At 41.4% G+C, this 26,768-nt stretch carries 24 protein-coding genes; 7 read left to right on the plus strand and 17 right to left on the minus strand.

Translation table 11 applies throughout. The annotated features are described in order from the left end of the window. Positions 1 to 284, minus strand: a 284-nt coding sequence (locus tag Q0541_RS30420; RefSeq protein ID WP_298919965.1) for a beta-1,6-N-acetylglucosaminyltransferase, incomplete at its 3' end; no start/stop codon positions are given. A 546-nt stretch (positions 285 to 830) separates the two neighbouring features. Here Q0541_RS30420 and Q0541_RS30425 point away from each other — a divergent pair. Further along, the gene (locus tag Q0541_RS30425; protein WP_298919967.1) at positions 831 to 1,655 is read left to right on the plus strand and encodes a hypothetical protein; all 825 of its coding nucleotides are present in this window, start codon (positions 831 to 833) and stop codon (positions 1,653 to 1,655) included. Positions 1,656 to 2,329: 674 nt separating this feature from the next. After that, positions 2,330 to 3,595 (plus strand): hypothetical protein, encoded by a 1,266-nt coding sequence (locus Q0541_RS30430; protein WP_298919969.1) that lies wholly within the window; start codon positions 2,330 to 2,332, stop codon positions 3,593 to 3,595. 107 nt (positions 3,596 to 3,702) lie between these two features. Here the strand turns inward: Q0541_RS30430 and Q0541_RS30435 are convergent, their stop codons facing one another. From Q0541_RS30435 to rimI, 7 genes are all read right to left on the minus strand, one after another. Continuing rightward, a complete protein-coding gene (locus tag Q0541_RS30435) occupies positions 3,703 to 5,247 on the minus strand; it encodes a glycosyltransferase family 39 protein (RefSeq protein ID WP_298920010.1) in 1,545 nt (514 codons plus the stop codon). A 203-nt stretch (positions 5,248 to 5,450) separates the two neighbouring features. After that, a complete protein-coding gene (locus Q0541_RS30440) occupies positions 5,451 to 7,364 on the minus strand; it encodes a UvrD-helicase domain-containing protein (RefSeq protein WP_298919971.1) in 1,914 nt (637 codons plus the stop codon). Positions 7,365 to 7,601: 237 nt separating this feature from the next. Continuing rightward, positions 7,602 to 7,808: a hypothetical protein gene (locus Q0541_RS30445; RefSeq protein WP_298919973.1), complete on the minus strand. Its 207-nt coding sequence runs from the start codon at positions 7,806 to 7,808 to the stop codon at positions 7,602 to 7,604. A 144-nt stretch (positions 7,809 to 7,952) separates the two neighbouring features. Continuing rightward, a complete protein-coding gene (locus Q0541_RS30450; protein WP_298919975.1) occupies positions 7,953 to 8,318 on the minus strand; it encodes a clan AA aspartic protease in 366 nt (121 codons plus the stop codon). Beyond that, complete coding sequence (locus Q0541_RS30455) at positions 8,315 to 8,587, minus strand: hypothetical protein (protein WP_298919976.1); 273 nt, start codon at positions 8,585 to 8,587, stop codon at positions 8,315 to 8,317. Before Q0541_RS30455 ends, Q0541_RS30450 begins: the two co-directional genes overlap by 4 nt. A 195-nt stretch (positions 8,588 to 8,782) precedes the next feature. Then, positions 8,783 to 11,251: an ATP-dependent Clp protease ATP-binding subunit gene (locus Q0541_RS30460; protein WP_298919978.1), complete on the minus strand. Its 2,469-nt coding sequence runs from the start codon at positions 11,249 to 11,251 to the stop codon at positions 8,783 to 8,785. A 580-nt stretch (positions 11,252 to 11,831) separates the two neighbouring features. After that, on the minus strand, positions 11,832 to 12,383 hold the full coding sequence (rimI, locus tag Q0541_RS30465; protein WP_298919980.1) for a ribosomal protein S18-alanine N-acetyltransferase: 552 nt from the start codon (positions 12,381 to 12,383) through the stop codon (positions 11,832 to 11,834). A 92-nt stretch (positions 12,384 to 12,475) separates the two neighbouring features. Between rimI and lysA the strand changes: the two genes are divergently transcribed. The 3 genes from lysA (at position 12,476) to Q0541_RS30480 (ending at position 15,785) form a co-directional block, all read left to right on the plus strand. After that, entirely contained in the window at positions 12,476 to 13,906 is a 1,431-nt protein-coding gene (lysA, locus tag Q0541_RS30470; protein WP_298919982.1) for a diaminopimelate decarboxylase, read from the plus strand. A 206-nt stretch (positions 13,907 to 14,112) separates the two neighbouring features. Continuing rightward, positions 14,113 to 15,039: a diadenylate cyclase CdaA gene (cdaA, locus tag Q0541_RS30475; protein WP_298919984.1), complete on the plus strand. Its 927-nt coding sequence runs from the start codon at positions 14,113 to 14,115 to the stop codon at positions 15,037 to 15,039. Next, positions 15,036 to 15,785, plus strand: a complete 750-nt coding sequence (locus tag Q0541_RS30480; RefSeq protein WP_298919987.1) for an isoprenyl transferase — start codon at positions 15,036 to 15,038, stop codon at positions 15,783 to 15,785. The genes cdaA and Q0541_RS30480 overlap by 4 nt, the downstream gene beginning before the upstream one ends. A 334-nt stretch (positions 15,786 to 16,119) precedes the next feature. Here Q0541_RS30480 and Q0541_RS30485 read toward each other — a convergent pair whose 3' ends face one another. The 8 genes from Q0541_RS30485 to dnaK form a co-directional block, all read right to left on the minus strand. Further along, positions 16,120 to 16,356 carry a DUF4926 domain-containing protein gene (locus Q0541_RS30485; RefSeq protein ID WP_298919989.1) on the minus strand — a complete coding sequence of 79 codons (237 nt, stop codon included), beginning with the start codon at positions 16,354 to 16,356 and terminating at the stop codon, positions 16,120 to 16,122. Further along, a complete protein-coding gene (locus tag Q0541_RS30490; RefSeq protein WP_298919991.1) occupies positions 16,353 to 16,727 on the minus strand; it encodes a DUF6883 domain-containing protein in 375 nt (124 codons plus the stop codon). Before Q0541_RS30490 ends, Q0541_RS30485 begins: the two co-directional genes overlap by 4 nt. Before the next feature lie 149 nt (positions 16,728 to 16,876). Continuing rightward, entirely contained in the window at positions 16,877 to 17,149 is a 273-nt protein-coding gene (locus Q0541_RS30495; protein WP_298919994.1) for a DUF3143 domain-containing protein, read from the minus strand. 132 nt (positions 17,150 to 17,281) lie between these two features. Further along, positions 17,282 to 17,806, minus strand: a complete 525-nt coding sequence (locus Q0541_RS30500; RefSeq protein WP_298920013.1) for a J domain-containing protein — start codon at positions 17,804 to 17,806, stop codon at positions 17,282 to 17,284. Positions 17,807 to 18,028: 222 nt separating this feature from the next. Continuing rightward, positions 18,029 to 18,853: a DUF3800 domain-containing protein gene (locus Q0541_RS30505; RefSeq protein ID WP_298919997.1), complete on the minus strand. Its 825-nt coding sequence runs from the start codon at positions 18,851 to 18,853 to the stop codon at positions 18,029 to 18,031. 35 nt (positions 18,854 to 18,888) lie between these two features. After that, positions 18,889 to 19,110, minus strand: a complete 222-nt coding sequence (locus tag Q0541_RS30510) for a hypothetical protein (RefSeq protein ID WP_298919999.1) — start codon at positions 19,108 to 19,110, stop codon at positions 18,889 to 18,891. A gap of 253 nt (positions 19,111 to 19,363) precedes the next feature. Beyond that, positions 19,364 to 20,359, minus strand: coding sequence for a J domain-containing protein (locus Q0541_RS30515; protein ID WP_298920001.1), 996 nt, complete (start codon positions 20,357 to 20,359; stop codon positions 19,364 to 19,366). 244 nt (positions 20,360 to 20,603) lie between these two features. Beyond that, the gene (gene dnaK / locus Q0541_RS30520) at positions 20,604 to 22,682 is read right to left on the minus strand and encodes a molecular chaperone DnaK (RefSeq protein WP_298920003.1); all 2,079 of its coding nucleotides are present in this window, start codon (positions 22,680 to 22,682) and stop codon (positions 20,604 to 20,606) included. Positions 22,683 to 23,000: 318 nt separating this feature from the next. Between dnaK and Q0541_RS30525 the strand changes: the two genes are divergently transcribed. Continuing rightward, positions 23,001 to 23,849 (plus strand): M28 family peptidase, encoded by an 849-nt coding sequence (locus tag Q0541_RS30525; protein WP_298920005.1) that lies wholly within the window; start codon positions 23,001 to 23,003, stop codon positions 23,847 to 23,849. 290 nt (positions 23,850 to 24,139) lie between these two features. Beyond that, a complete protein-coding gene (locus Q0541_RS30530; protein ID WP_298920015.1) occupies positions 24,140 to 25,672 on the plus strand; it encodes a SagB/ThcOx family dehydrogenase in 1,533 nt (510 codons plus the stop codon). Positions 25,673 to 25,724: 52 nt separating this feature from the next. On the opposite strand, the gene Q0541_RS30535 is transcribed toward Q0541_RS30530, so the two are convergent. Next, entirely contained in the window at positions 25,725 to 26,642 is a 918-nt protein-coding gene (locus Q0541_RS30535) for a rhodanese-related sulfurtransferase (RefSeq protein ID WP_298920008.1), read from the minus strand. Between the last annotated feature and the right edge of the window lie 126 nt (positions 26,643 to 26,768).

The raw sequence follows: 26,768 nt of genomic DNA on the forward strand, positions 1-26,768 counted from the left end.
AAATATATAACATAATCGAAGTAAGTACCTGTTTCAACTATTGATTTTATTCCTTTAAGACTAGCTCTGACAATATCAAAACTTCCCCATGCTAAATGGTATCTCTTTATGAAAGAGACATTTGGAAAATCCTTGAGTTGAGTCAGTACGTGATGATAAATTTTATAATCCGCTTTTTTATCTATATGTATAAAAAATGAAACATCATCTGTGTTTAGTTTATAAATAAGACGTACTAATTGTTCCGGATATTTATGTGCCAAAATTATATATGCTATTTTCATAAAAACTGCCTTATTAGATAAATCAAGGTTCTTTGTCTACAAGCTGTTTTTGTGTCACCTCTAATTTAGCCAGGTTCAAAGCATTGCCTGTTCAATTACTCGTCGATTTAATTCCATAAACTCAAAGCCTTGGCTAAACTGTCGTCGCTAGGTCTTCTCCAAGATTTGACTGTAGCGACTTAGATTTGTGAAGTTCACTTTTCCCAACATAATCCTAACTATAGTAAATAAAATTACTAAGTACTTATGATCAGGTTTGCTAAATTACCCATTTGGGCGAGTATCGTTTCTAGCGTATTCATAGCTGATCTAGCAGTATGCTTTTTTGAACTATTTGCAGCCTACAACAATAAGTGGCTTTTTTATCCATTGGGGCGAAAACTGTCCGGAGTATTGTTAAGTTAAACGAAAAGGCTGATGGAGGCGTCACAATTATTTTGCAGATTCGTAGTAAAATCGAATTTAGGAAAAAATTATGTTGACGGTGTATGCTCTAACCTTTGCTCTAAATACAATATAAAAGTATAAAAACATACAAAACAAAATATGCAAAATATCAGAAATGATTTGTGGCAAAAAACATCATTTTCTACATGCTCATATATTAAGTCTTTACGCGATTACCGCCCAGTGATTGTTCGTCGTGCCATACAAAGCTGGGCTAAATTACTAGAGCTTCCGTTTGCTGAAAAAATATTTCTAGATGATAGTAGTCCTGATTTAAATGGGATGAAGCTACTTCAATCATCCAATCAAATCAATCATTTTGATTGTGTTAGATATAATACTATGAGCCATCCCCCTCATAGTAATTTTGGAATTCTTATTAGTCTGAATATTTGTAAATCTGATTATATTTTACATCTGGATGACGATATTCAAATAGTTGGAACACCTCAAGACTGTATTGATATCTTGGAACATGGTCTTACTATTCTTAATGAAGATAAAAATATTCTGGGAATAAATTTAATGCATATAGATGCAAGTGCTGGGGGACAGTGGGGTCCAGATAAAGATTATTTTGCAAGTGATGTTTTTTCTCATCCTATTCAATATTTTGGAAATTCAGCATGTTTAATGAGAAGGGAACTTTTAGAAGTCGTGAGTTTAAAAGAAATTTTTACTTGGGGTAAAGAACAGCCTACTAATTGGGAAGAGTTAGTCTCAACTTCAGATAATACTTCTTCGTTTCTTGTAGCTAAGGTTGGAACTCCTTTTACAGTTGATAATGATGCATGGTTATTCAAAAGTACATTTCGTGTGTCTACCTGGGAAACATATAAATATTTATTACTTAAGAAATTAGGTTTAGGCACGCTAGCATCCCAATTTTCCAAGAAGATAAAAGAAAGGGAATATAATTTGTGATTGGAGCTTACAAATTAAAGTGGAAGACCATAAAATTGCAAAAACTTTGGTAAACATTTAAATATTCTTTACCATCTAAAAACGGTATACTACTAAAAAGTAACTTTTCACTCTCACCCCATTGAGTGGAATAAAATTCAGCCAGCTAGAACGTTTGTTAATGCGGGAGTTAATATACTTTAACCAAGCTAATAAATATAAAGAACTCGCTAAAAACGCACCTAATCTTTATCAATAGGTTATCAGTAACTTTTATAATATTCTTGTTTCCATAGGTTTAACTTTAAGTATATCTGCAATATTTTTATTGTCATATATTGTTTATAAAAGTAGACAAAAAATTATTCAGAACAGATTAACATACTTAGCCTCTATATCAGTTTTATTTATACCATATATTCTGCCTAAAATGCACGACAGATATATCTATCCTGCTGATATATTTTCTCTGATTTTTGCCTTTTACTTTTCCAGATATTTTTGGGTGCTATCGTTGTGCAAATGTCCTCATTTTTTTGCTATTTAGGTACTTCTATATATCCAATTGTTTTCTATGCCTTTAGGTTTTACACCCTGGTTGATTGTGCAAAATTGTGAGATTATTTATCCAAAATTAAAAGCTTAATTTTGCTAAAATATTAATTAAAAGTTAATTTATCTATCTATCTGCAAAGATGAATATAAGGAAAAAATTTTTGGCTAATGACTTATTTTTTATCATAGCAATATGGTTGTCTAGTAGACTTCTAATAGTTATCGCTATGTTACTGATTGCCCCATTGTTTCCAAGTTCATCAGATGGTGTTGCTGCCACGTTTAATTGGGATGTTTTCTCTGCTTGGGATAGTGTTTGGTATGAGAAAATTGTGACTTATGGTTACGATTTTTCTAGTAACGTGAAGGAAATGTATACAGTTGCATTTTTCCCTTTATTTCCATTGTTAAGCCGGATAATTATGTTTATCGGCTTGCCTTTTAAAGTGGCAGGTATATTAGTTAATAATGCGGCTTTTTTAGCTGCCTTGATCGTACTTTATTTTTGGGTACAAGAGCTTTACAGCACAAGCACAGCACGATGGGCAACAGCTACTTTAGCATGGTGTCCCTATTCCCTTTATGGAACCGTAATTTACACTGAAGGTCTGTTTTTGTTGTGTACCACATCTAGCTTACGAGCTTTTGATAAAAAGCAATATATTTGGGCAGCATTCTGGGGAGCATTATCTACAGCGACGCGACTACCTGGAGTTGCTCTTATCCCCACTTTTCTGTTTGTTTCTTGGAAAGAACGTAGAGGTATAAAAGCCTATATTGCCAGTTTAACTGTTGGTTTGGGTATATCTTTATATAGTCTTTATTGTCAAATTCAATTTGGTGACGCTTTGGCTTTCATCCATGCACAAAAAGCATGGCGTGGTGATGCAACAGGGTTTGCTTGGCAGGGTTGGTGGCAGATGCTGATGCAAATTACGATAGGTTTCACTAATTGGAAATCTGGTTATATTAAAGACCCTTTGCATCCGTTATTCTTTTTAATAATTATTGTTAGTGGCTGTTTTTTATGGCGCTTTCGTGTACATCTGGGGATGATTAAATTCCGCTATGGATTATATTTTTTATGGCTATGGTTGTGGGTATTAACAAAAGATGAATTAGTTAAAATTGTACTAGTTTTTGGTGGGATATATTTACTATGGTTATCACGGACTAAAATTCCCCTTGTTACTGTTGTCTATGGGTTTTCTTCTTTCGCTTTAATTTTAAACACTGGGATTACAGCCTCATCTGAACGCTACGCTTACGGTATTATATCGCTGTCAATGGCATTTGGGTTATTACTTTCCCATTATCCTCGTTGGGGATACCCAATTATGTACTTTTTTGGAATACTAATGTTCACATTTTCTATTCGATTTGCCCACGATCTTTGGGTAGCTTAGGTTGATTAATATCATTCATTGATCGGTTACCGATAAATAAGATACCTGACTTTGTAAAAGTTGTCGGGTATCTTAGCTAATCTCCTATCCAATATTCGTTGGTATAATTAGTTTTTTGTAATCAGTGTAAATCCGTTAGCTGCTCCTATAATTTTACTACCAGTTAAATTGATTTGCTGTAAGGCCGCATTGTCTAACAGTAAATAAGATTTATTAGATAACATTTGTTGTAAAAGTGGCACAGTTGTAGCAGTTACCTTGCAATCGCTGTAAAAGTCCAAACTAGGACGCCCATAAGCAAAAGAGGTGTAAATTTGTGTTCCTGGCGAAACATTTGCCCGAATTAAGTCTGCTACTGGTTTAACTGGAAAAGCTTCCTTTAATTCCCAAATCCATGATTGTGAACTCATCAACAGGGTTAAAACTAAATACATTCCTGTAAATAACACTGGAATAAAGTTGCGATCGCGCTGTTTAACTAGCCAGGCTGCGGTGGCCATACTTATTGCCAAAAGAATGCTCATGACTATTAAAATAGGCTCTTTATTTGCAATAATAAAGTAGACACAACTTCCTAACCCAGCAAAAGCAATAATAGCTAGAAATATTGTCCAACTTCGCACTCTAAAATGACCGTACTGCCAAATTTCGCTAAGTTTAGCACCAATTGCTAAAGCTAAAAATGGATATAAAGGCATAATATACCACGGGAGTTTAGTTCTCATTAAAGATATGCTTCCTAAATAAACAATTGTGCCAATAATAATTAGGCAACCCCAGGTAGTATGACGTTTTTTCCAAGCTAAATAAAAACCTCCCGGTAAAAATAATAGCCAAGGAAAACTATACTTAATTAACTCAATTAAATAGTACCAGGGAGGGCCACTATGACCTTCAACAGATTGTGTAAGGCGATCAAAGGTTTGGGCTTGAAAATTCACTTGGAAGAAATTTTCCCCATAATGTTGCCATTGAGCAGCAAACCAAGCGATCGCTGGTGCATTTCCTAAAAATATTCCTACTAATAAATAGGGGCTTGTTAACAAAGCAAACTGCCGATCTGCAATCAGGAATAAACAAGCGATCGCCCCTAGCAACAAAACTGTCATCCCTTTAGTTAGAGTGATTAACCCTAGACAAAATCCCACGCCTAAAGCATACCGCCGATTCTGACGTGCTTTTAGCAAACAAAACAACAACAGCAAGAAAAAGGTAATAGTTGTACCATCTAGCATTGCTAGCCGTCCGTGACGCACCACAGGCAACATCGTCAGGTAAACTAAAGCGGCAAACAGAGCAGGTAAACTTTGGTTAAAAAGCAAACGTCCCACCAAGTAAAGCAAAGGTACTCCCAAGGCAGTTAACACTGCACCCGGTAGACGTGTTGTCCACTCATTCACGCCTCCAATGGAGTAAGTCCAAGCAATTAGCAAGTGCATCAGGGGTGGCTTATTATAATAAGGTTCACCTCCCAAGGTGGGGTAAAGCCAATGCATTGAACCAAGTGGGGCACGCCAAATTTCACGGGCAACCTGTGCCACAGTACCTTCATCCCAATCTCGTAAAGGGGAGTTTCCTAAAAATATCAGCCATAGAACTAGAGATATTATCAGTAAGCTAAATAACCATTCTTTTTCTCGGAATAGACGCATATCTAAAATCGGGATAATCATCTCAACCACTGTAAGGCGGTATTGTACCCCAGATTCTGCAATGTTAAAAAGCGGCGTTTATATGGTGCGATCGCTCAGAATGCCAGCGTCAATCATGCGGTGATATTCGTCAATCGTCCACTTAGCAACTATCACAGTCATGACGATTGAATCCTCCCAATGATTCTTTATATTCTCCCATTTTAAATAGCAGCAATGTATTGACCTCGATCAACATGATACTTCGCCAGCATATTCTCTAAATCGTCATAAAATCGCACCTCAATACCAGCAGCCTGATAAATCCACTGAGCGTTATCGAAATATTGTTCTATTGAGAAATCCTGTGCAGGATAGGTATAACACCAAGCTGACCATTGAATTGTCCTCCAGATATAACCTTCAGCGTTAAGTAAATGTTTGATCGCGTAAGTGCCGTTTCCACCTTTTCCAGACTGATTACCCACTTTAACAGTAATGCGCTGTATGCTTCCAACTAAAGGGGGATAATCTAACCAATCAAGTAAGCTAATTCTTTTCCTACTTTTTAATTCCTCAAGGAAAGGTGAAAATTTTTTGGTTTCTGTGAGAATAAATAAATGCTCTACTGCACGAGTTAAGGCAACGTAAAAAAGACGACGTTCCTCATCAACTACTTGCTCAATGCTATCACCAAAAATATGGCTAAACATCAAATCAGGATGTATTAATGGGTAACAACTAGGGACAGCATCAAGTATTATAACTACATCATTCTGAAGACCTTTATACTTGTGAGCGGTTGATATGGTTACAGCCTTTCTTGATTCTTCAGGAAGGTAGGAGTGTACCAATTTTATAAATCTGTCGAGTGAGCTATTTCTTGATGTACGTCTACCATAATTTACATCCCAAGGTAAACTATTCTTTCGGCTGAGTAAAACCACAGTTTTACCATCTTTGATAGTCTTATTTACTAAGCGTAATATAGCAGGTGTTATATTGTCTCCCGGATAATCTTTTTGCTCATTTAGATTTGGATTAAATTGTCCGAGATCAGCAATTTCAACCGTTCCAAATATAGTTTTATGGGCGCGTGCAGGAGTACCCAATCCATGCATCAATGTATTACCGATATCGACGATTGAAGTAGCTGAACGGTAATTAGTAGCTATATTGAGTTTTTGCGAAGGCTGGAAAAACTGCGAGAAATTCTGGTAAAAACGAAGGTCAGAACCAGCAAAACCATTAATTGCTTGCCAGTCATCACCAACGCAGAAAAATTGTGCTTGAGGATTTTGTTGTCGAATTGCTTCTATTAAACGGTGGAAGAGTTCTGAGAAATCTTGATATTCATCAATCAGTATGTATCGAAGACACTTTAAATCGCCAGTGCCAGATTTGCGACGAAATACAGTTTGTCCTGATGCGATAACTGCGGCAGCTTTTTGCATCAGTCCATCAAAATCTTCCTCGCCTGTTGCCTGAAGGTGTAGCAAATAGGACTGATAAAACGTTTGTGCAAGCTCCAAAAAACGCTGCTCGACATCACTAGCACACTTATGATTATCAACGAGAGAGGCTATGTATTCTCTACATTGGGCTTGATAAAATTTATCAGTATTGAGAAAATTTTCCTCAAATTGATTTTTTAAGCTATGAAGTAAAGCCTCTTTTTCTGCCTTTCTTTTTTCTGCCTCTTGCTTTCGTCTTTCTATCTCTCGTCTTTCTGCTTCTCGTTTTTCTATTTCTCGTCTTTCTGCTTCTCGTCTTTCTAAGTCTAATCTCCTCTCTTCTTGCTTTCTTCGTGCTAATTCAATAATTTGTTCATGAGAAAGAGGTGGGATTATCTTATTAAATTGTTTAACAAATGCCTCTATTTTATATCTAACTTTAAATCTATTACCATAATCTATTCTGATTAATACTTCTGATTTTTTTTGATTATGAAGTGCATCAACTTTTCCTTCTGTAAAATATTTTATTCCTTTTGTTTGTTTTTTTAAGTTTTTATATTTAACTTTTTCTTGAATGCGACTAACTTTTCGTCCAATAAAGAGCCTCCAGAGATTATCATCATCATCCCCAATTATTTCTACAAAACTTTGAATATTGTCAATCTGTAAACTGTTATCCATACTCTGCTATACTCTTACTCAACTGCTTGCAGCGACTTAAGTGCCTATTCTCAGTTTTCCCGCAGACAGAGCATAATTAACACCGAAGCATAAATGGTAGAAAGGATAAGGTTAGATTCATCTGCTGTTTGTTATTAGTAGACAAAAAAACGGTAGATAAGTTTTGTCTTCTACCGTTTTTTGAATATTGATTTTTATCTGCTCATTTCAATGAAGAACTGAAACTAACTTTTATCATCACTCTTCTATCAGTTGTCTAAGTTCATCCATATTTGAGGAAAAGTTTAGTTCACTATTGTGCTGTTCTACTTGCGCCGACTGAAAATTTTGATAAATCTCTTTACGCCTTTCTTCCCGTAGATATTGCTGCAATAACAGTTTAATTTCTAGTTTATCTTCGCTGGAAAGACTTTTCATTGCTTCAACTACATCATTGAAGGTCATAACTTGGAACACCTTTTAGTGCTTATCCCAGCAATTTAACATGGTAACGATAAAGCTAAAATTTTAAATCCTATTCAACTCCTTGAGTAATAATTCTCATTGCTATATTGCTATTGATAGAAACTTGATATATACATAAAGCAACTACAATTTATCAATTGTTACTAAACCGCCCTCGATAAACTGTATGACAAGTTCATGCTCATCAAGTAAAGCAGTTCCTAATAGAGGTAGCCGTCCTGTCGCAAGTACATTCACTTTCCGTTCTTCTCCATTCCAAATAATGGTAGCTTGATGTACTGGCAAGATTACATTACTATTGTCAGCTAAATTTGCATACATATCATACACAAAAGGGAAACCCAATAGAGTAACTGCTGCTAGAGGTAGAGAAAGAAACTCTGTAAAACCTGTATCGATAACAAATTCAATAGTAAAGTCTGGTTTATTTGGCAGTCGAAATATTATGTTAACGGTTGCATGTCTGTTTTTAATAATACCAGAAATCAACGATAATCACGCTCCATCTCACCACTGAAGGAAACAGCAACTTTGTAACCGATACGAATACCGAAAAGTCGAGCAAATGGATTATTTTGACGTAATAGATGTGCCGATTCTAAGCCTGTTTTATCAACTGCGTATTCACCGGTTTCTATATCAATAATCACCATTTTACCGATGTTTTCTTCTCGCTCTACTTGTTGACGAATGCTATTTTCATATAATTCTTTCGCACGTCGTGCAACTTCTTCACGGCTTAAAAGTATGCTTTGCACGTTCTTGCTCCTTGGTTCATGTTGTATCCTAATTCTACTATAGGATTCATATTTGATTTTTGAAATACACGTAGTAGCGTGTCAAGTCTATCAAGAATGTTAACTCCAGATATTTTCACACAAAAAACGGTAGAGCAATAAATACTCTACCGTTTTCTAATTTTTTATTTGAGATTTAAATCCCAAACCTAAATCTTACTCAACGCCTTGGGGTAATAATTCCCGACGCTGTTGAGAACTAACTTGCACAACGCCATTTTCATCGACATCAACAAGGGCTGTATCGCCATCCTTGATACGACCAGACAGAATTTCTTCTGCTAGGCTATCTTCTAACAAGCGCATAATTGCCCGACGTAATGGTCTTGCGCCGTAGCTGGGACTGTAACCTTCTTGGATCAACCGATCCTTGAAGCGGTCTGTGACTTCTAAGGTGATACCCTTTTCAGTCAGACGACCAAATACTTCCTTGAGCATAATTTCGGCGATTTGGGTCACTTCCGGCTTACTTAACTGACGGAAGACGATAATTTCATCAAGTCGGTTGAGGAACTCTGGACGGAAGTACTGCTTGAGTTCTTCGTTCACCAAGGAGCGAATCCGGTTGTAAGTTGACTCGCTGGCATCTTCGGAGAATTCAAAGCCGATACCGCTACCGCCTTTTTCAATTACCTTAGAACCAATATTGGAAGTTAAAATCAGCAAGGTGTTCTTGAAGTCCACCGTGCGACCTTTGGCATCGGTTAACCGACCGTCTTCCAAAATTTGCAGCAGCATATTGAATACATCGGGGTGGGCTTTTTCGATTTCGTCGAACAACACCACGGTGTAAGGACGCCGCCGCACGGCTTCGGTCAGCTGACCACCTTCGTTATAACCAACATAACCTGGAGGCGAACCAATCAGCTTGCTGACGGTGTGACGCTCCATGTATTCCGACATATCCAAGCGGATCATCGCTTCTTCGGAACCGAAGAAGTAAGCAGCCAAGGATTTCGCCAACTCGGTTTTACCTACACCAGTAGGCCCAGAGAAGACAAAGCTAGCTATGGGTCGATTGGGATTTTTCAATCCGACACGAGCGCGACGAATTGCTCGTGAAACTGCTCTCACAGCTTCATCTTGACCGATTAAACGCTGATGCAAGGTGTCTTCCATGTGCAGCAGCTTTTCAGATTCAGATTCGGTGAGTTTGTTCACCGGTACCCCAGTCCAGGAAGCGACAATGTGGGCAATGTCTTCTTCTGTAACTACAGGTTCTTCACCTTCATTGCCAGTTGCATTGGTCTTGCTTTGAGCGATCGCCCGGATTTCGGCTTTGATTTCCATCTCCCGATCGCGCAATTCTCCAGCTTTGTCAAAGTCTTGAGAGCGCACCGCGTCATCTTTTTCTTTTAATATCTGACGCAGTTCTTTGTCTAACTCCTTGGCTGCGGGTGGCAGCTGGGAGTTAATCAAGCGCACCCTAGAACCAGCTTCATCAACCAAGTCGATGGCTTTGTCTGGGAGGTAGCGATCGCTAATGTAACGGTCTGATAACTTCGCCGCCGCTACCAATGCTTCGTCGGAGATTTTCAGTTTGTGGTGTTGCTCGTAGCGTTCGCGCAGACCATACAAAATTTCAATTGTTTCATCAACCGTGGGTTCGCCAACCATCACTGGCTGGAAACGCCGCTCCAGTGCTGCATCTCGCTCGATGTGCTTCCGGTATTCATCTAGGGTTGTAGCTCCGATGCACTGCAACTCACCTCTTGCCAAAGCTGGCTTGAGGATATTAGCTGCGTCAATAGCACCTTCTGCTGCACCTGCACCAATTAAGGTGTGTACCTCATCAATCACGAGAATGACATTACCCGCAGAGCGGATTTCATCCATGATTTTTTTCAAGCGTTCTTCAAATTCACCCCGATACTTGGTGCCTGCTACGAGCAAACCAATATCCAGTGTGACGACGCGTTTATCTTCTAGGATGTCAGGGATATCTTTAGTGGCAATGCGTGAAGCTAAACCTTCAGCGATCGCAGTTTTACCAACGCCTGGTTCCCCAATCAGCACTGGGTTATTTTTAGTCCGGCGACCCAATATTTGAATCACCCGCTCAATTTCCTTGGCGCGTCCCACCACCGGATCAAGCTTATTGTCTATTGCCATCTGGGTCAGGTTTGAGCCAAATTCATCCAGAGTCGGGGTTTTTGTGCGCCCGGATGAACCGCCTGGTGAAACTTCGGCAGTTTCTCCCAACATGCGGATGACTTGGGTTCTTACCTTAGATAGATCCACACCGAGGTTTTCTAGCACCCTGGCTGCGACACCTTCCCCTTCGCGGATTAGGCCCAACAGCAGATGCTCGGTGCCAATGTAGTTATGCCCCAGTTGGCGTGCTTCTTCCAAGGAGAGTTCTAGAACTCGCTTTGCCCGTGGCGTAAACGGAATTTCCACGGCAACAAAGCCTGATCCCCGTCCTATAATTTTTTCAACTTCAATTCGGGCATCTTTGAGATTGACGCCCATTGATTTCAGCACCTTGGCAGCCACTCCAGTGCCTTCGCCAATCAGACCCAAGAGGATCTGCTCGGTTCCGACAAAGTTGTGACCTAAACGGCGGGCCTCTTCTTGGGCCAGCATGATTACCTTAATGGCTTTTTCTGTGAAGCGCTCAAACATGGCTTTATCCCATCATCTGCGGTCGTGCCGGTATGCTGATTTTAGCACAGGCAAAGCTTTTGGATGCCTGTATAACAGATTATAGACATCCTGAAGCTATGACTTGGATTGATGGGCTGATTGTTAACTATTGACTACTTTTATGTAGCTAGTGTACTGAGGAGCTTTAGTTCACCAGCGTTTTTGGGATTTATTACAAATAGCTGACTACTTACATTAAGAGTTTCTTTACTCAATCCCAAACTTTTATTATTAACATATTTATCTTTAAATGTCAATTATTAAAAATTTATTATAGGTTTTAATTATGTATTTTATTTTTATTATAAAATATTTAAATATGAAAAGGTGGAGCAAAGTTGCATTTTTTTGCTGAAGCTGATCACAAGCCTCGATAATTCAAAATTAATAATCCCTAACTACGTAGAGCAGCGTAAATAATTAAAGATTTGTAGGTAAGGATTCAGCCTTCAAAGTAAGGCTTTAGCCTCTCTTACGATACCCTACGCGAACACTACGAGCTAATTTCCATATTTTTTACATTAATTAACATAGTTTGATTTATTCTCGCCTACTTATCTTACTTAAAAAGCAAGTGCCAAGAGGATTTGTCCAAGCGATCGCTAACTAGGGCATACCAATTGTCCAAAGTCTTTTGAAATTGGGGGTGTTGCAGGTCTGACATCCAAAGGATTAGCGCATCCTCACCGTTATCTTGGTAGTAACGCCGTCGCCGCCCAGCTGTTTTGAAGCCAAATTTTTGATATAAAGATATTGCCGCCAAGTTGGAAGCTCGGACTTCGAGGGTAGCTCGCTCCAAACCGCGATCGCAAGCTGTCTTAATGAGTGAATATAGTAAAGCTGCACCCAAACCTTGACGATGATATTGGGGATGAACTGCCAAAATTGTAATGTGGGCTTCCTCTAAAATTGACCAAAAGCAACCGATTCCTAGCAAACTTATGGTAGAGAACCGGGAAAATAAACCGAGTAAATCGCTGTTGGGACTATCCAATTCTCGTTTGTAGCCCTCCAGAGTCCAAAGTCCGCCAAAACAGGCTTGATCGAGTTCTAGTATTGCACTGAGATTTTCTGGTGTCAGTAATTTAATTTCTAAGTCTGATGAGATCACATTTATTGAATAAGATTACAAACCCTTTGTAAACTGGGAATCGGGAGACGAATTCAAAGCCCGTAATTTGAACAAGGACAACTTTTATATTTATGGTATCGACTCACCCCACTGGGGTTCAACATACTGGAAGTCAATATTTACCTCAAAAATACGACACCAACGCAAATCCATCGCCTAATCAAGAACTTTTACCCTTGACTGCCAGAGTTCATAACCATGACCTCCTAGAAATTGGTGGGTGTGATGTCACAACCCTAGTTGAGCAGTTTGGTTCACCTTTATATATTTTAGATGAAGAAACCCTGCGTTCGGCTTGTCAGCAATACCGAGATGCTTTCAAACAGTACTACAAGGGCGAATCTCAAGTATTGTATGCCTCAAAAGCTTGGAATTGTTTAGCAGTTTGTGCGATCGCAGCTTCTGTTGGGCTGGGAATCGATGTAGCATCTGGGGGGGAACTCTACACCGCCCTACAAGCGGGTGTCAGTGCTGATAAAATCTACCTCCATAACAATAACAAGTCTCGTGAAGAACTAATTTTTGCCATAGAATCCGGTTGCACTATTGTGGTGGATAACTGGCACGAGTTACGTACTATAGTAGAAATTGTCGAGAAGTTGTATACAACTCTACAAAAACCTCGAATTATGCTGCGGTTGACTCCAGGTATCGAATGTCATACGCACGAATATATTCGCACAGGACAACTAGATAGTAAATTTGGCTTTGATCCCAATCAGCTAGATGAATTGTTTACTTTTGTAAGCAAGCAATCTGCTCTTAACTGCGTAGGCTTACATTCTCATATCGGTTCCCAAATTTTTGAGCGCCAACCGCATAGAGATTTGGCTGCTGTCATGGTGCAGTGGCTGCGGGATGCCGCGAAGTATGGTTTAAATATTACAGAGTTAAATGTTGGTGGCGGTTTGGGGATTAAGTATACAGAATCAGACGATCCCCCCAGCATTGAAGAGTGGGTGAAGGCAATTTGTGAAGTAATCCAAGAAGCTTGTGCAGCCGAAAATCTGCCTTTGCCGAAATTACTTAGTGAACCAGGGCGATCGCTAATTGCCACAGCTTGCGTTACTGCCTATACTATTGGTTCATCCAAAGTTATCCCAGAAATTCGTACCTATGTAGCGATCGATGGGGGAATGTCCGATAATCCCCGCCCAATTACTTACCAATCAGTTTATCGGGCAGTAGTTGCTAATAAAATGTCTTCTCCTTTAACCCAAACAGTCACAATTGCTGGTAAACATTGTGAATCAGGAGATATTCTGATTAAAAATGCACTACTCCCAAAAACTGAACCAGGAGATATTCTCGTAGTTATGGGAACTGGTGCGTACAATTACAGTATGGCATCTAACTACAATCGCTTGCCCCGACCAGCAGCAGTTGTAGTGACGAATGGCGAAGCAAATTTAATTTTGCAACGTGAAACTTATCAAGACTTAATTCGACAAGATCGCCTACCAGAAAGACTCAAAAGTCAAGAGTTAGGAGTTAAAAGTTAGGAGTTAGGAGTTATACCGATTATCTCTAAGGGTGCTCCAGAACTTGGGGATTTTGCCCCAAGTGTGACCAAGCTTGATTTTGTGCAGTTTCACAAAGAATTGGTATTAGGAGTTAGGAGTTGTCAATTAAAGGTTTTTCTATAACTCATAACTCTTCACTCCCAACTCATAACCGTAATTAGAGGCAAAAGTTTAATCCAGATGTCATGAGAGATTGGTGGAAGCAATGGCTGACAAACCTAGGATGGTCACAGTCCTTGCTACTTGGGACTCTGGATATTGTGTTAGTGCTGGCGCTGACATACATGATACTAATTATTATTAGTGAGCGCCGGACACTGTGGATGGTGCGGGGATTCATTATCTTAATGCTAGCCTCAGCACTAAGTGGCAGATTAGGACTACCTCTGCTAAGTTTTGTACTGGAAAAGTTGGTGATTGGTTGTGCTGTAGCAATGGCAGTTGCTTTACAGTCAGAGTTTCGACGGTTTTTGGAACAATTGGGGCGTGGTGAATTCCGCCAGTTGTTTCAACCCGATCGGCTGGCAATCCCTAAATCTGATAGTGTAATTGATGAAATTGTTGAGGCTGTTAAAGAATTGTCAAAAAACCGCATTGGAGCTTTACTAATTTTGGAAACCACCGGGCAAATTGATGAGCGAGATTTTTCTGTGCCAGGAGTAAAGCTAAATGCGGAGGTTTCTAAAGAACTGATCCAAACAATTTTTCAGCCAAAAACTTTGTTACACGATGGAGCAACATTGATTCGTGGCTCACGGCTTGTTTCATCGGGTATAATTTTACCACTTTCGGGACGCACAGCCTCGCGCCAGTTGGGAACACGCCACCGAGCGGCAATGGGAATTACTGAGCGGGTCGAAAATTGCATTTGTGTCGTTGTATCTGAAGAAACGGGTTCCATTTCCTTAGCGGAACGAGGAACCCTAAATAGACCGCTGACGATTAAAAAACTGAAAGAGTCATTAGAAGAAGCACTTTTGTCTCCAACTGTGGATAGGGAAGCTGTTGCTCCTGGTGTGTTGAGTTTTGTTCGTCAGATAGGTGGGAAGACACTAGCACTGGTTTCACGTTTACTCAGATTACCATCGACCGCTTCTCGAGATAAAAAATGACAGCACAACAAACTAAATTGCAAGATTTGCCTACTGACTTAAAACGAGAACTATTGCCGCAGCACATTGCGGTGATTATGGATGGCAATGGTCGATGGGCTAAACGTCAGGGATTACCCCGGATTATGGGTCATAAGCGAGGAGTAGATGCTCTCAAGGATTTACTTCGCTGTTGTCAGGATTGGGGAATTCAGGCGCTGACGGCTTATGCTTTTTCAACAGAGAACTGGAAAAGACCGCAGGAAGAAGTGGATTTTTTGATGACTCTGTTTCAAAGAGTTTTGCGCCAAGAACTGCGGGAAATGGTCGAAAAGAATGTTCAAATTAAGTTTGTGGGAAATTTGCAAGACCTGCCACAATCGCTCCAACAAGAAATATCCCGTTCAATGGCAGAAACTAAGGATAATCGCGGTATCCGGTTTTCGGTGGCAACTAATTATGGCGGACGGCAGGAGATTTTACAAGCTTGTCAGGCGATCGCAAAACTTGTCCAGCAAGGTCTGCTACAACCCGATGAAATTGATGAACAAGTATTTGAGAGCCACTTGTACACAGCAGGAATTACTGACCCAGATTTATTAATTCGCACAAGTGGAGAAATGCGCCTCTCAAATTTCCTGCTCTGGCAAATGGCTTATGGAGAAATTTACATTACCGATACTCTCTGGCCAGATTTTGACCGCGCTGAGTTTCACCGCGCTTTGTGTGCCTACCAGCAACGGGAGCGGCGGTTTGGGAAAGTGTAAAATAGTGCTAAGTAGAAGACGCTCTCTGAGGGTCTACGCGTCTGTACAAGAGTGCTGTGTAATAAGTAATTCAGTAGGGTGAGTATTGCTTTCAATCATTTTGACGCGATCGCACATTAATTGCAAGCGATCGCTTTTGTCAGCTATACGTACTTTACAAGATTGGTGATCGCAGTAATCTGCTGGTGAAGTTCGGAGTCATTCATGCTCTACTTTTAGTATTAGAGGCGCGATCGCATATCTTAGCTTATTTAGTTTATGAGGCGTGATGCGTAAAATCCCCGAATTCTATTCGGGGGATTTGACACTCCCTGTCTCTTTAGAACAGGGAGTGTCAAGCAGATTCTTTTTGGGAAGGAATAGAAACTAGATTCTCGTTAGCCAAGGGTTTTACCTCGTTTTGCAAGACAGCAAACCAAGCGATAGTGGTTCCATCGTTACGGGAGAACTCAATTTCGTAGGCTTCATCCTCGTAGACTTCCAGAATGGTTCCGATCGTGCCTGCGGAAACTCCACGATCTTGGTAACGGTCGGTAACAAGCTCTACTAAGGAATAGGGCGCGAGAATCATGATGGGTTGTCTCCGTTAGCAAATCCAGAGAATGGGGTAGCTAGCTTTAATGTACCTTGGTTATCCAGAATCCAGTCTGTGAGAAGTGTTTTACCCCTGATCTCTACAATGATTGTAAACCGTTGTCCGTGGCGATCGTGTTCGCCTACAATATAGTCTTGTGCTTGGGTGAGATAGATTTCTAAGAGGGCTTGAGCATCGTCAAGGTTTCTGGGATGGTAGCCTAGTAGTCCGAGGAATATTTTGTCTTTACCAGATTGATGGCTGGGAACGAGAACATACTCTGAAAATTTTCTGGGGTCGCCAGTGATTTGATTAATTTGCCATTGTTGAGCGTTTTCTGATTCAAGATTTTCTCCTGTGTTGCTCATAATCGCGCGATCGCTCCCGATCACTTCTCAACTCAAATAATGAGCGATAGCACTAATTTTATGCTCAACAAATTTTACCGTCAAAATTTGTGGAAATGCGATCGCTATCGACTTTCCTAAATTTAGGGTGAATTGTACTTAGCACTTTCTTATGGGCCTGAAAACACAGCTTGTTCTATATCATCCCGACTGAGAGAATACTTGAATGAACGTTGGATATCTTGTCCATTTTCCCCAGATTGGACATATCGCACTACAATTTGCTCAACGTCGAGCCATAGTTCAGCTTGCCAACTAGACCGCTGTATACGCCAGCAATGTCTCTGTACATCGTCTTGTTGACAGCCTTGGTCTTTTAGCCACTGTTCAATTTGTGGCAGGGAATGATTATATAAAGGGGTATCAGAGGGAAGAAGAGGCATAGGAATTTAGGATTTTAGATTTGGGACTTTCCTGCGGAACGCTACGCGTAGCTTGCTTCTTTGTTCGCGGAGCGTCTCGTAGAGAAGGAGTACGGCTTGGCTCAGTCGAACGATTTTGGATTAGGAAATTTTTTAATTTTTAATTACCATAGGGGTAATTGGTGGCGACACATGGGTAATCTGGTGTTGTACTGATGGAGTTGGCTGTAGCAAATGGGTTTGGAAAGCAGCCTCACCACGAGTTAAGCCAATGGCAACTGCTAGTAGCAGACAACCTACAAATGTTAACACCAGCATAAATAAAGCAAAGATTTCGCCAGATGAGAGGGGGCGATCGCTTGCATCGAGGTAAGCTGATTTTGACCATTCATCGGAATGTGTTGCCGGATGGTTCAAGTCTGGAGGTGCTTGAATCACAGCAAAGCGAGAATAGCCGATTTTTAAATCGTAGCTTAATCTACGTTCTGGATTACTTAGAGTGGCGTAGGCTTCGTTGATTTGCTGAAATTTGGGAGTGGCGATCGCAGTAGGCAAGTCTGTAGTATCAGGATGATAGCGTTTGCTCAGTTGCCGATAAGCGCGACGAATGTCAATTACCGATGCCCAGGGATACAGTCCTAGTAGAGAGTAATAAGTTGGTTCACTGCTTTGTGGCATTGCCCCGTTTTGATTCACATCTGTTTGAGTCACCTTGCAATCAAGTTTTTTCTAGTATTGTTAACCTCTGCCCATTCCACAGAGGAAAAAATGGCTGATGAGATTCTGGCATCATGCCCAAGCCTTTTATAGGTGAGGACTTGAATGGTTGTATTTATATACTGTACAATAGTATTTAAAGGGGCGAACGTCGGCTTCATGCCGTGTGTCCGAGTAGTAATTCTACTTAGACCTAGCCCCTTTTAGTTTTTCAAGAGTTAATGGGTTGCGATCGCCATACCACTCTCCATAAGGTTTGTTGCGATTATCGTTCAAGTCCATAATCAGTCTATATTTCTTGGCAAGGGGCAGAAAAAACTGGTCATCGTCGCGTTCATAGCATCGCTGCACAGCCCACAGGTAATAGTCGATGACTTGTAAACCAGCTACCTCAGATGGATAAGTAGGCTCAATAATAATCGAGCTATTTGAGCTAATTTTCCATTGAGACTCAAAGTTTTTCTGAGCTTGGTTGATGGCTTGTTCTAGTGCTTCTTCGCGTACTACCTTATCGCGTCTAGCAATAGCAATATTGATAACATCTGCTTTCTGCAACAGATTTTTGAACACCCGTGTTATGAGATCGTCATAAATTGCATTCTGCTGAAGCTTTGTACCTAAACTTTTAAAGTTTGCTTTTGCTGATTCTGCCATATCAGCTTTACTCCGAATTGCAATTAAAACTTTGATATCGAAAGACTCCATCAGTTGAAAAACCTTTTCACGAATTTCGGGATGGTCGTCCTTAGCGTGAAAGGTAATCGCAGTCTTTTTCGCTTCAGGTTGCATAGAGGCAATATTTTTGAAGCGAGGATAAGTCATCAAGCTTGCGCGGAGTGCATTCAGTTCCCAGTTAACTTGTTCTGGATCAGAAATTTGAGCAACACCAACCATAAAAAATTTAGATGCTCCGGGTTGACCTACGATGATGCGTCCCTTTTTATCGAAGAATGTAAGATCACCTGCTTCGTCAACAAAGTAGTGACGAAATTTGATTTCTGCTGACATGCACTGGAGATAAGGTAGATTTGACCTATTTTAGGTCAATCTGAGATTATAGCCTCTAATTGTGCGATCGCTTCGTCTTCTAAAGCATTGGCTTTATCTCTTAGCTCATAAATCACTACAGTTTCACCGATTGCTAACTGCTCAAAGTAAGGAACATCAGGAATAAGAAGTATTTCTGTATCTTCTGCGGTCAGTTCATCTACAACTCCACCATAAATTTTGGCTTTGAGTTGATGCTGACCATATGGAACCAACAAGATTGGTTCGTTGGTCGTTTGTGAAGTTATCGGTAGCGGTCAAAGTGCAATTTCCTCAAAGGCTTGGCGGGTCTACAATACCTGATTTTAAGTCAGACGTACTATTTCAACACCAAATACAACATTTTATATGCTGAGTTCAAGGTTACTTGCCGCCATTTATCTTGAGTGATATCTCGCTTAAATCATAACTATAGATTACTTAGGTACTCAATTACTGATGTCAGTCATGGATTAATACACTACTTCATCCCTAACGGATTAAATCAGCACGGGGTTTAAAGGTTTCAATTTCCCGTACCTTTTCGTAAAGTTCCCGTTCTTCTTGACTAATATTTTTCGGGGTAACTATTTGAATTTCTACTAATTGATCACCACGTTTACCGTCATCGCTGGGGTAGCCTTTATTCCCTAGTCGAAATTTTTGACCAGACCTAACTCCTGGGGGAATTGTCATTTTCACTGGCCCATCCAAAGTTGGTGCTTCTACCTGTCCTCCTAAAACTGCTTCACTGGGAGTAACTGGTACTTGGCAGAGGATATTTAAACCTTCTAGCTTGAATAATGGATGAAGTTCAACGGTAATTTTTAAATATAGGTCGCCACCACCGACGCCTTGATTCCGCAAACGAATGGTTTGACCTGTTACCATACCTGGAGGCATGGTAACTTCTAGCGATCGCCCATCTTCCAAACGAATGCGTTCATTACCACCTTGATAAGCTTTTTCTAGTGGGAGCGTTAATCTAGCTTCTATATCCCGACGGGTAGTGCGAGGTGGGGTGTTAACGGTGTAGGCAACTTTTGTTCTGGGGGAACGAAACGGATCGCTAGTATTGCCATTACTGGAGTTACTTGTGCCATTCTTATTTTTGACGCCGATAACTTGATTAATAAAGCTTTCAAAGTCAGAAAATTGGCTTGGATCTACGTCCTGATTACTGTTGCGATCGCTTTGGCTACTCTGCCAAGTTTTAGTCTTTGGCGTCTTAGGGCTGCCCGCAAAACCTTTTTGCTTCCAGTAGCGGCTAAACTGGTCGTACTGCGATCGCTTGGCTGGGTCTGAAAGGACTTCATAAGCCTCGCCGATATCCTTAAATTTTTCCTCAGATGCTTTGTTACCCGGATTGAGATCGGGGTGATATTGCCTTGCTAACCGTCGATAAACCTTTTTAATTTCCTCACTAGAGGCGTCTTTAGATACTCCTAAAATCTCGTAGTAATCTCGAAAATTCGGCAAATTTTGCATAGTTCAGTTATTTAAATTTTAGATTTTAGACTTTCCTGCAGAACGCTACGCGTAGCTTGCTTCTGGGTTCGCGGAGCGTCTCGTAGAGAAGGAGTACGGCTACGCTCAGTCGAACGATTTTGGATTAATTAGAAGTTAGGAGTAGAGACACGATTAATTGCGTCTGTATAGGAGTTAGGAGTTGAAATATTTAATTTTTAACTTCTCACTCCTAACTTCTCACTTCTAACTTTTATTAGGAGTATTACGACCAATCATTGTCTTCTTCATCATCCCAATTATCTTGGTAGCTGGGACGGGATTTGCGGGGAGGACGGCTTTCATAGGAGGAACGACTGTCTCGGCTATAGTCTTTACCGTAATCTTTACCGTAATCTCTGCCATAGTCCTTACTATAGGAATCGCGTTCCCGATATGTATCTCTGGGAGATTCGCGTTCTTTATCCTTATCACCGCCAGTAAAAATGTCACGGATAGTACCAAACAAGTCGTCGTCTTCCTCTTGATCATAAGACTGGCGGACTTCCCGGTTTAGATCATATAGAGCATCTTGCAAGTCGGCGTAGGCTTGGTCAATACCGCGATCGCTATTTTCCTTGAGACTCTCCTTTAAGTCTCGGCAAATATTATCAATTCTTTGGCGGCGGCTGCGGGCAAACTGCATACCAAATTCGAGCGCTACATCTCTGAGTTGTCGTTCTGCTTGGATAATCAACGCCTCAGAACGAGTCCGCTTTTCTACCCTTTCTTTCCGTTCGCGATCAACATCGGCGTATTTCTGAGCGTCCTGAATCATCCGATTCACTTCTGACTCGTTCAAGGTGGAAGCGCCTTGAATGGTGATACTCTGTTCTCGACCAGTGGTTCTATCTAGGGCTGTTACCTGTAAAATACCGTTAGCATCAATATCAAATGATACTTGTACTTGAGGAATACCCCGTGGTGCTGGTGGGATGCCATACAGCTTGAACCGTCCTAAAGACTTGTTGTTTGCTGCCATATCCCGTTCGCCTTGGACTACGTGAATTTCCACAGTATTTTGGTTATTTTCTGACGTGGAAAAAATATCAGAACGGCGGACTGGGATGGTGGTGTTGCGAGGAATGAGTTTTTTCATCACGCCGCCGATGGTTTCCAATCCTAAAGAGAGGGGTGTGACATCCAAAAGCAGCACATCTTTGAGTTCGCCTGCGAGAATGCCTGCCTGAATTGCTGCACCCACTCCCACTACTTCATCGGGGTTGACGTTTTCATTGGGTTCTGTACCAATCAAGTCCCGTACAAGCTGCTTCACCATTGGCATCCGTGTAGAACCGCCCACTAGCACAACTTCTTCAATGTCTCTAGGTGAGAGTCCGGCATCTTTGAGGGCGCGTTTCACTGGTGTCCGCAATCGCCCCACCAAATCACTACACAAATCTTCAAACTGGGAACGAGTCAGGCGAGTTTCTAGATGTTTGGGGCCATCTATAGTGGCGGTGATGAAGGGTAAGTTAATATCAGTGACGCTGACAGCAGAAAGTTCTCTTTTGGCTTTCTCTGCTGCTTCCATTAAACGTTGTAAGGCTTGGCGATCGCGTCTTAAGTCTACCTCTTCTGTTTCCAAAAATTGCTCTGCTAGCCAATCTACAATTTTTTTGTCAAAGTCGTTACCACCAAGTTGCGTGTCTCCACTGGTAGCTTTGACTTCAAATATGCCATCGCCAACTTCCAGAATCGATACGTCAAAAGTACCGCCACCCAAGTCAAATACTAAGATAGTTTCCGTCTCACCCCGATCAAATCCATAAGCTAAAGATGCAGCAGTTGGTTCATTGAGAATCCGCAGCACCTCTAAACCGGCAATTCTGCCAGCATCGCGGGTTGCCTGCCGCTGAGAATCGTTAAAATAAGCGGGTACTGTAATCACTGCCCCTGTCACTGGTTCACCCAAATAGCGACTAGCATCGTCTGCCAATTTCTTCAGCACCATTGCCGAAATTTCTTCTGGGGCGAAATCCTTATTGAGACGGGGACAGGCAACTTTAATATTACCTACTTCGTCTTTGCGGATGGTGTAAGGTACACGCTTGGAATCTGGACTAAGTTCGCCATATTTGCGCCCAATGAAGCGTTTAACAGCGAAAAAGGTATTTTGTGGATTGAGGATGGTTTGTCGCCGTGCCATTTCCCCAACCACCCTTTCACCTTCTTTGCTGAAGCCAACTACGGAGGGGGTTGTTCGCATTCCTTCTGCATTGGCAATCACCATCGGCTTGCCACCCTCCATAACGGCGACTACTGAGTTGGTTGTACCCAAGTCGATGCCGACTACCTTGCCCATGCGTTACTCTTCTCCTAAAGTGTTTTATATATTTATTATGATTGGGCGGAACTACCTCTAGCTTTGTGCTACAGGATGAAAACACCTCAATAGTATAATAGTCATCATTAAGGCAGTAAGCTAAGAAGTGCAGCTAAAGGAGATAGTTGCAAGACTAGGATAGCATTGACGATGATTGGTGTGTCCAAGCAGCCTCAATTCTTGTTATCCGCCTACTTCTATGCACTGGATCTGCAAGTTGGTAAATGCACCTTAATAATACTTGCTCTGCAAGTTTTGAGTGCCTGAAAACTCTAATATTGCCACTATTTTAAAGAATTGAATTTAACAGAGCGATTACAAACTTCCCTGAGTGAGATAGCGCGAGAACGCGATCCTTACATGGCAACGGCTGGACATTTTTTTGTCCAAGAATACATCCGCCAGCAATTTTCCCAATGGGGGAGTGTGGAAATCCACACCTTTGAAGTCAGAGGTAAAGCTTGTAAGAACTTGATATTAAATTTACCCTCCGAAGCTAGACGACAAAAAAAGGATTTGCCACCTATTTTAATTGGTGCTCATTATGATACTGTTCCGGGAACACCAGGAGCTGATGATAATGCCACAGGTGTAACGGTGTTGCTGGAATTAGCGAGAAAGTTTGCTGCCCAACCTGTAAGATATCCTTTAAGGCTGGTTGCTTTCGATATGGAAGAATACGGCTTACTGGGTAGTGCTGACTATGCAGCCCTGTTGCACCAACAAAAGCAACAGCTACGCTTAATGATCTCCCTAGAAATGCTGGGCTATAAGGATTCTACACCTGGTTCTCAAAGTTACCCCCCTCCTCTGGAACGCTTCTACCCAGACAAAGGTGATTTTATTGCTTTAATTGGCAATTTGCGGACATTGCCTGATTTAATTGGCATGAGCCGTAATATTCGCAAAGCTGGCGTACCTAGTCAATGGCTACCTGTGCCGAATCGAGGTTTAATAGTTCCTCAAACCAGACGTAGTGATCATGCACCTTTCTGGGATTTGGGTTATCCGGCAATTATGGTCACAGATACGGCATTCTTGCGAAATCCACATTATCACAAACCTAGTGATGCGATCGCTACTTTAGATTTAGATTTTCTTCGCGGTGGATGTGAAGGGTTGGAAATTGCGATTCGGCAGTTGTGAAAAATATTAGGGTGAACCAAGTTGCGTTTTCAAACATACAGCGTATTTCAGGTAAATGAAGTACACGGGTAGGGGCACAACATGTTGTGCCCCTACGATTATCTGTACCTCACGCTTGTTGCAATCTGCTGTATCTCCTGTGCCCCTGGAGCCTCTTGTGCCCAATGCCCAATTCAGTTGTTACCAACTACCACTTTATGACTCTGAGAATTGTACGAATTGACACGAAACAATCAGGCTAATGAATGCCAAGATCAAAAAAAGGATGCTTTAAGGATATTAAAAGTACTATGCCAGAATTACACCAATCAATTGCCCAGCATTACCACGAACGGACTAAATACGATCCTGAGACTCTCGCCTCTAAAAGTCAAGGCATAGACTGGGCTAAACAGCCAGTGCCTTTCAAAGAGTACAAAATTGGCTCTACTTTTGCTCTCAAACCCTATATCCAAGAAAAACCAGAGGGATTTGTTAATAATCCAGATGCTCAATGGTGGCAAAGACTTTCACGGCTGCTGTTTCACAGCTATGGATTGACGGCGAAAATGCCTTCTATGGGTAGTGGGGTGTATTTACGTGCTGCTCCCAGTGCAGGCGGACTATACCCTGCCGAAGTCTATCTGGTTTCCCGTGGCACGGCGTTATTGCCGCCTGGTCTGTATAACTACCAGTGTCGAACTCATTCTCTAATGCATTATTGGGAAAGTGATGTTTGGCAAACTCTCCAAGCTGCTTGTTTCTGGCATCCTTCCTTAGAAAATACCCAACTAGCAATTATTGTCACTGCGGTTTTCTATCGTTCTGCGTGGCGCTATGAAGATCGGGCTTATCGCCGGATTTTTCTCGATGCGGGACACCTGTTGGGCAATATCGAATTGGCTGCTGCTATTAATGACTATCGCCCCCATTTAATCGGCGGTTTTGTGGATGAATCGGTAAACGATCTGCTTTATATCGATCCGCAACAAGAAGGTGCGATCGCTGTCTTACCTCTGGCAGACTTGTTAGATGTCAATCAAAATTTGCCATTGGGATGTACTGCTCTACCTTCCGCCACTGAAACTAGTTATCCCCAAATCCCGGATGGCGAACTGCTGACATATTTCCATCGACACACCCAGATCCAATCAGGTATAACTGGCAATCTCAATCTACCAACTATCAAACAAGAAAAATCTTTGGAGGATAAATATAATTTTCCTTTCTGCTTAAAAATTCCCACCACCACCGCACCTATAGACTGGGGACAAAAGCTGTCAGAACTGGAAACTACTATGTACAAGCGACGCTCTACCCGCGCTTATAATGGTGATGATTTAACCTTCGATGAATTGAAAGGTTTACTCGATTTTACTTACCAACCGCAAAATTACATCGACCAAAGTTTAGATATTTCTCCAGACTACTTTGATTTGAATTTAATAGAAACATTCATTGCTGTCTGCGGAGTTAAAGGATTGGACGCAGGTTGTTACTATTACGCGCCCAAAGCCCAAGAATTACGCCAAATTCGGTTTAAAAACTTTCGGCGAGAGTTACATTTTCTCTGTTTGGGGCAAGAATTAGGGCGAGATGCAGCAGCGGTGTTGTTTCATACAGCTGATCTCAAAGCTGCGATCGCCCAGTATGGCGATCGCGTTTATCGTTACTTACATATGGATGCCGGCCATTTGGGACAACGCCTGAATTTAGCCGCAGTCCACCTGAATGTAGGCGTTAGTGGTATCGCTGGATTCTTTGATGACCAAGTAAATGAAGTTTTGGGTATCCCTGCTGATGAAGCTGTTTTATATATCACTACATTGGGACGCCCAAGATAAAACAAACCGCAAATAACACAAAGTACGCAAAAATTCTTTGGGTACTTTGCGGTTAGCTTACATCCAGATTTTTGGAATTAGCAACTTGGGTTTGGTAGTGCCGCCATTTTTCCTGTTGACGCGCTCTTTTCTCCTCGGTGAGGCTATCAAAACAATGGGGACAGGAGATACCTTGCTCATACTTACCAGACGCCTTATCTGATTCAGAAATCGGACGTCCACAACCGAAGCACCGCTCACAACTTCCTGACTCCAATCCATGACTGACGGCTATCCGCTCGTCAAAGACAAAACATTCTCCTTCCCATAAACTTTCCTCTGCTGGAATTTCTGACAAATACTTGAGAATGCCGCCTTTGAGATGATAAACTTCTGCAAAGCCTTGGACAAGCATGAAAGATGAGGCTTTTTCACAACGAATACCGCCTGTACAAAACAGAGCAACCTTTTTGTGTTTCCTTGGGTCGAGGTGGTGGCGCACATAATCAGGGAATTCCCGAAATGAGCTAGTCTGGGGATTTTCTGCTCCTTGGAAAGTACCGATATTCACCTCATAATCATTGCGGGTGTCAATCACGGTGACTTCGGGATCACAAATTAAATTATTCCATTCCTGGGGACTGACATAAGTACCAATTTGTTCACTTGGGTCAATTTCAGGCAATCCCAAAGTGACAATTTCTGGCTTCAACCGCACCTTCATCCGCTCAAAGGGCGGGGTTTCAGTATGGGACTCTTTGTATTCTAGGTCTGCTAGACGGGGATCAGAACGCAGAAACCAGAGAACAGAATCAATCGCCTGACGCGAACCTACAATTGTACCGTTAATGCCTTCTTGTGCCAACAAAATTGTCCCTTTGACACCTTGGGTTTGACAGTAAGATAGCAGAGGCTCTCGTTTGTCGGCAAAATCTGGCAGCTTGACAAATTTATACAATGCTGCGACAACTTGGATATTTTCTGGCTTCATCCCTTTAGCAACGGAACAATATAAGTTACAATAGCAACGGTCAACCAAAGTTACCTACTATTTTAATTTTATGGGGGTTTAGCTCAGTTGGTAGAGCGCCTGCTTTGCAAGCAGGATGTCAGCGGT

The organism is uncultured Nostoc sp., assembly GCF_937863485.1.
Taxonomy (GTDB): Bacteria; Cyanobacteriota; Cyanobacteriia; order Cyanobacteriales; family Nostocaceae; genus Nostoc.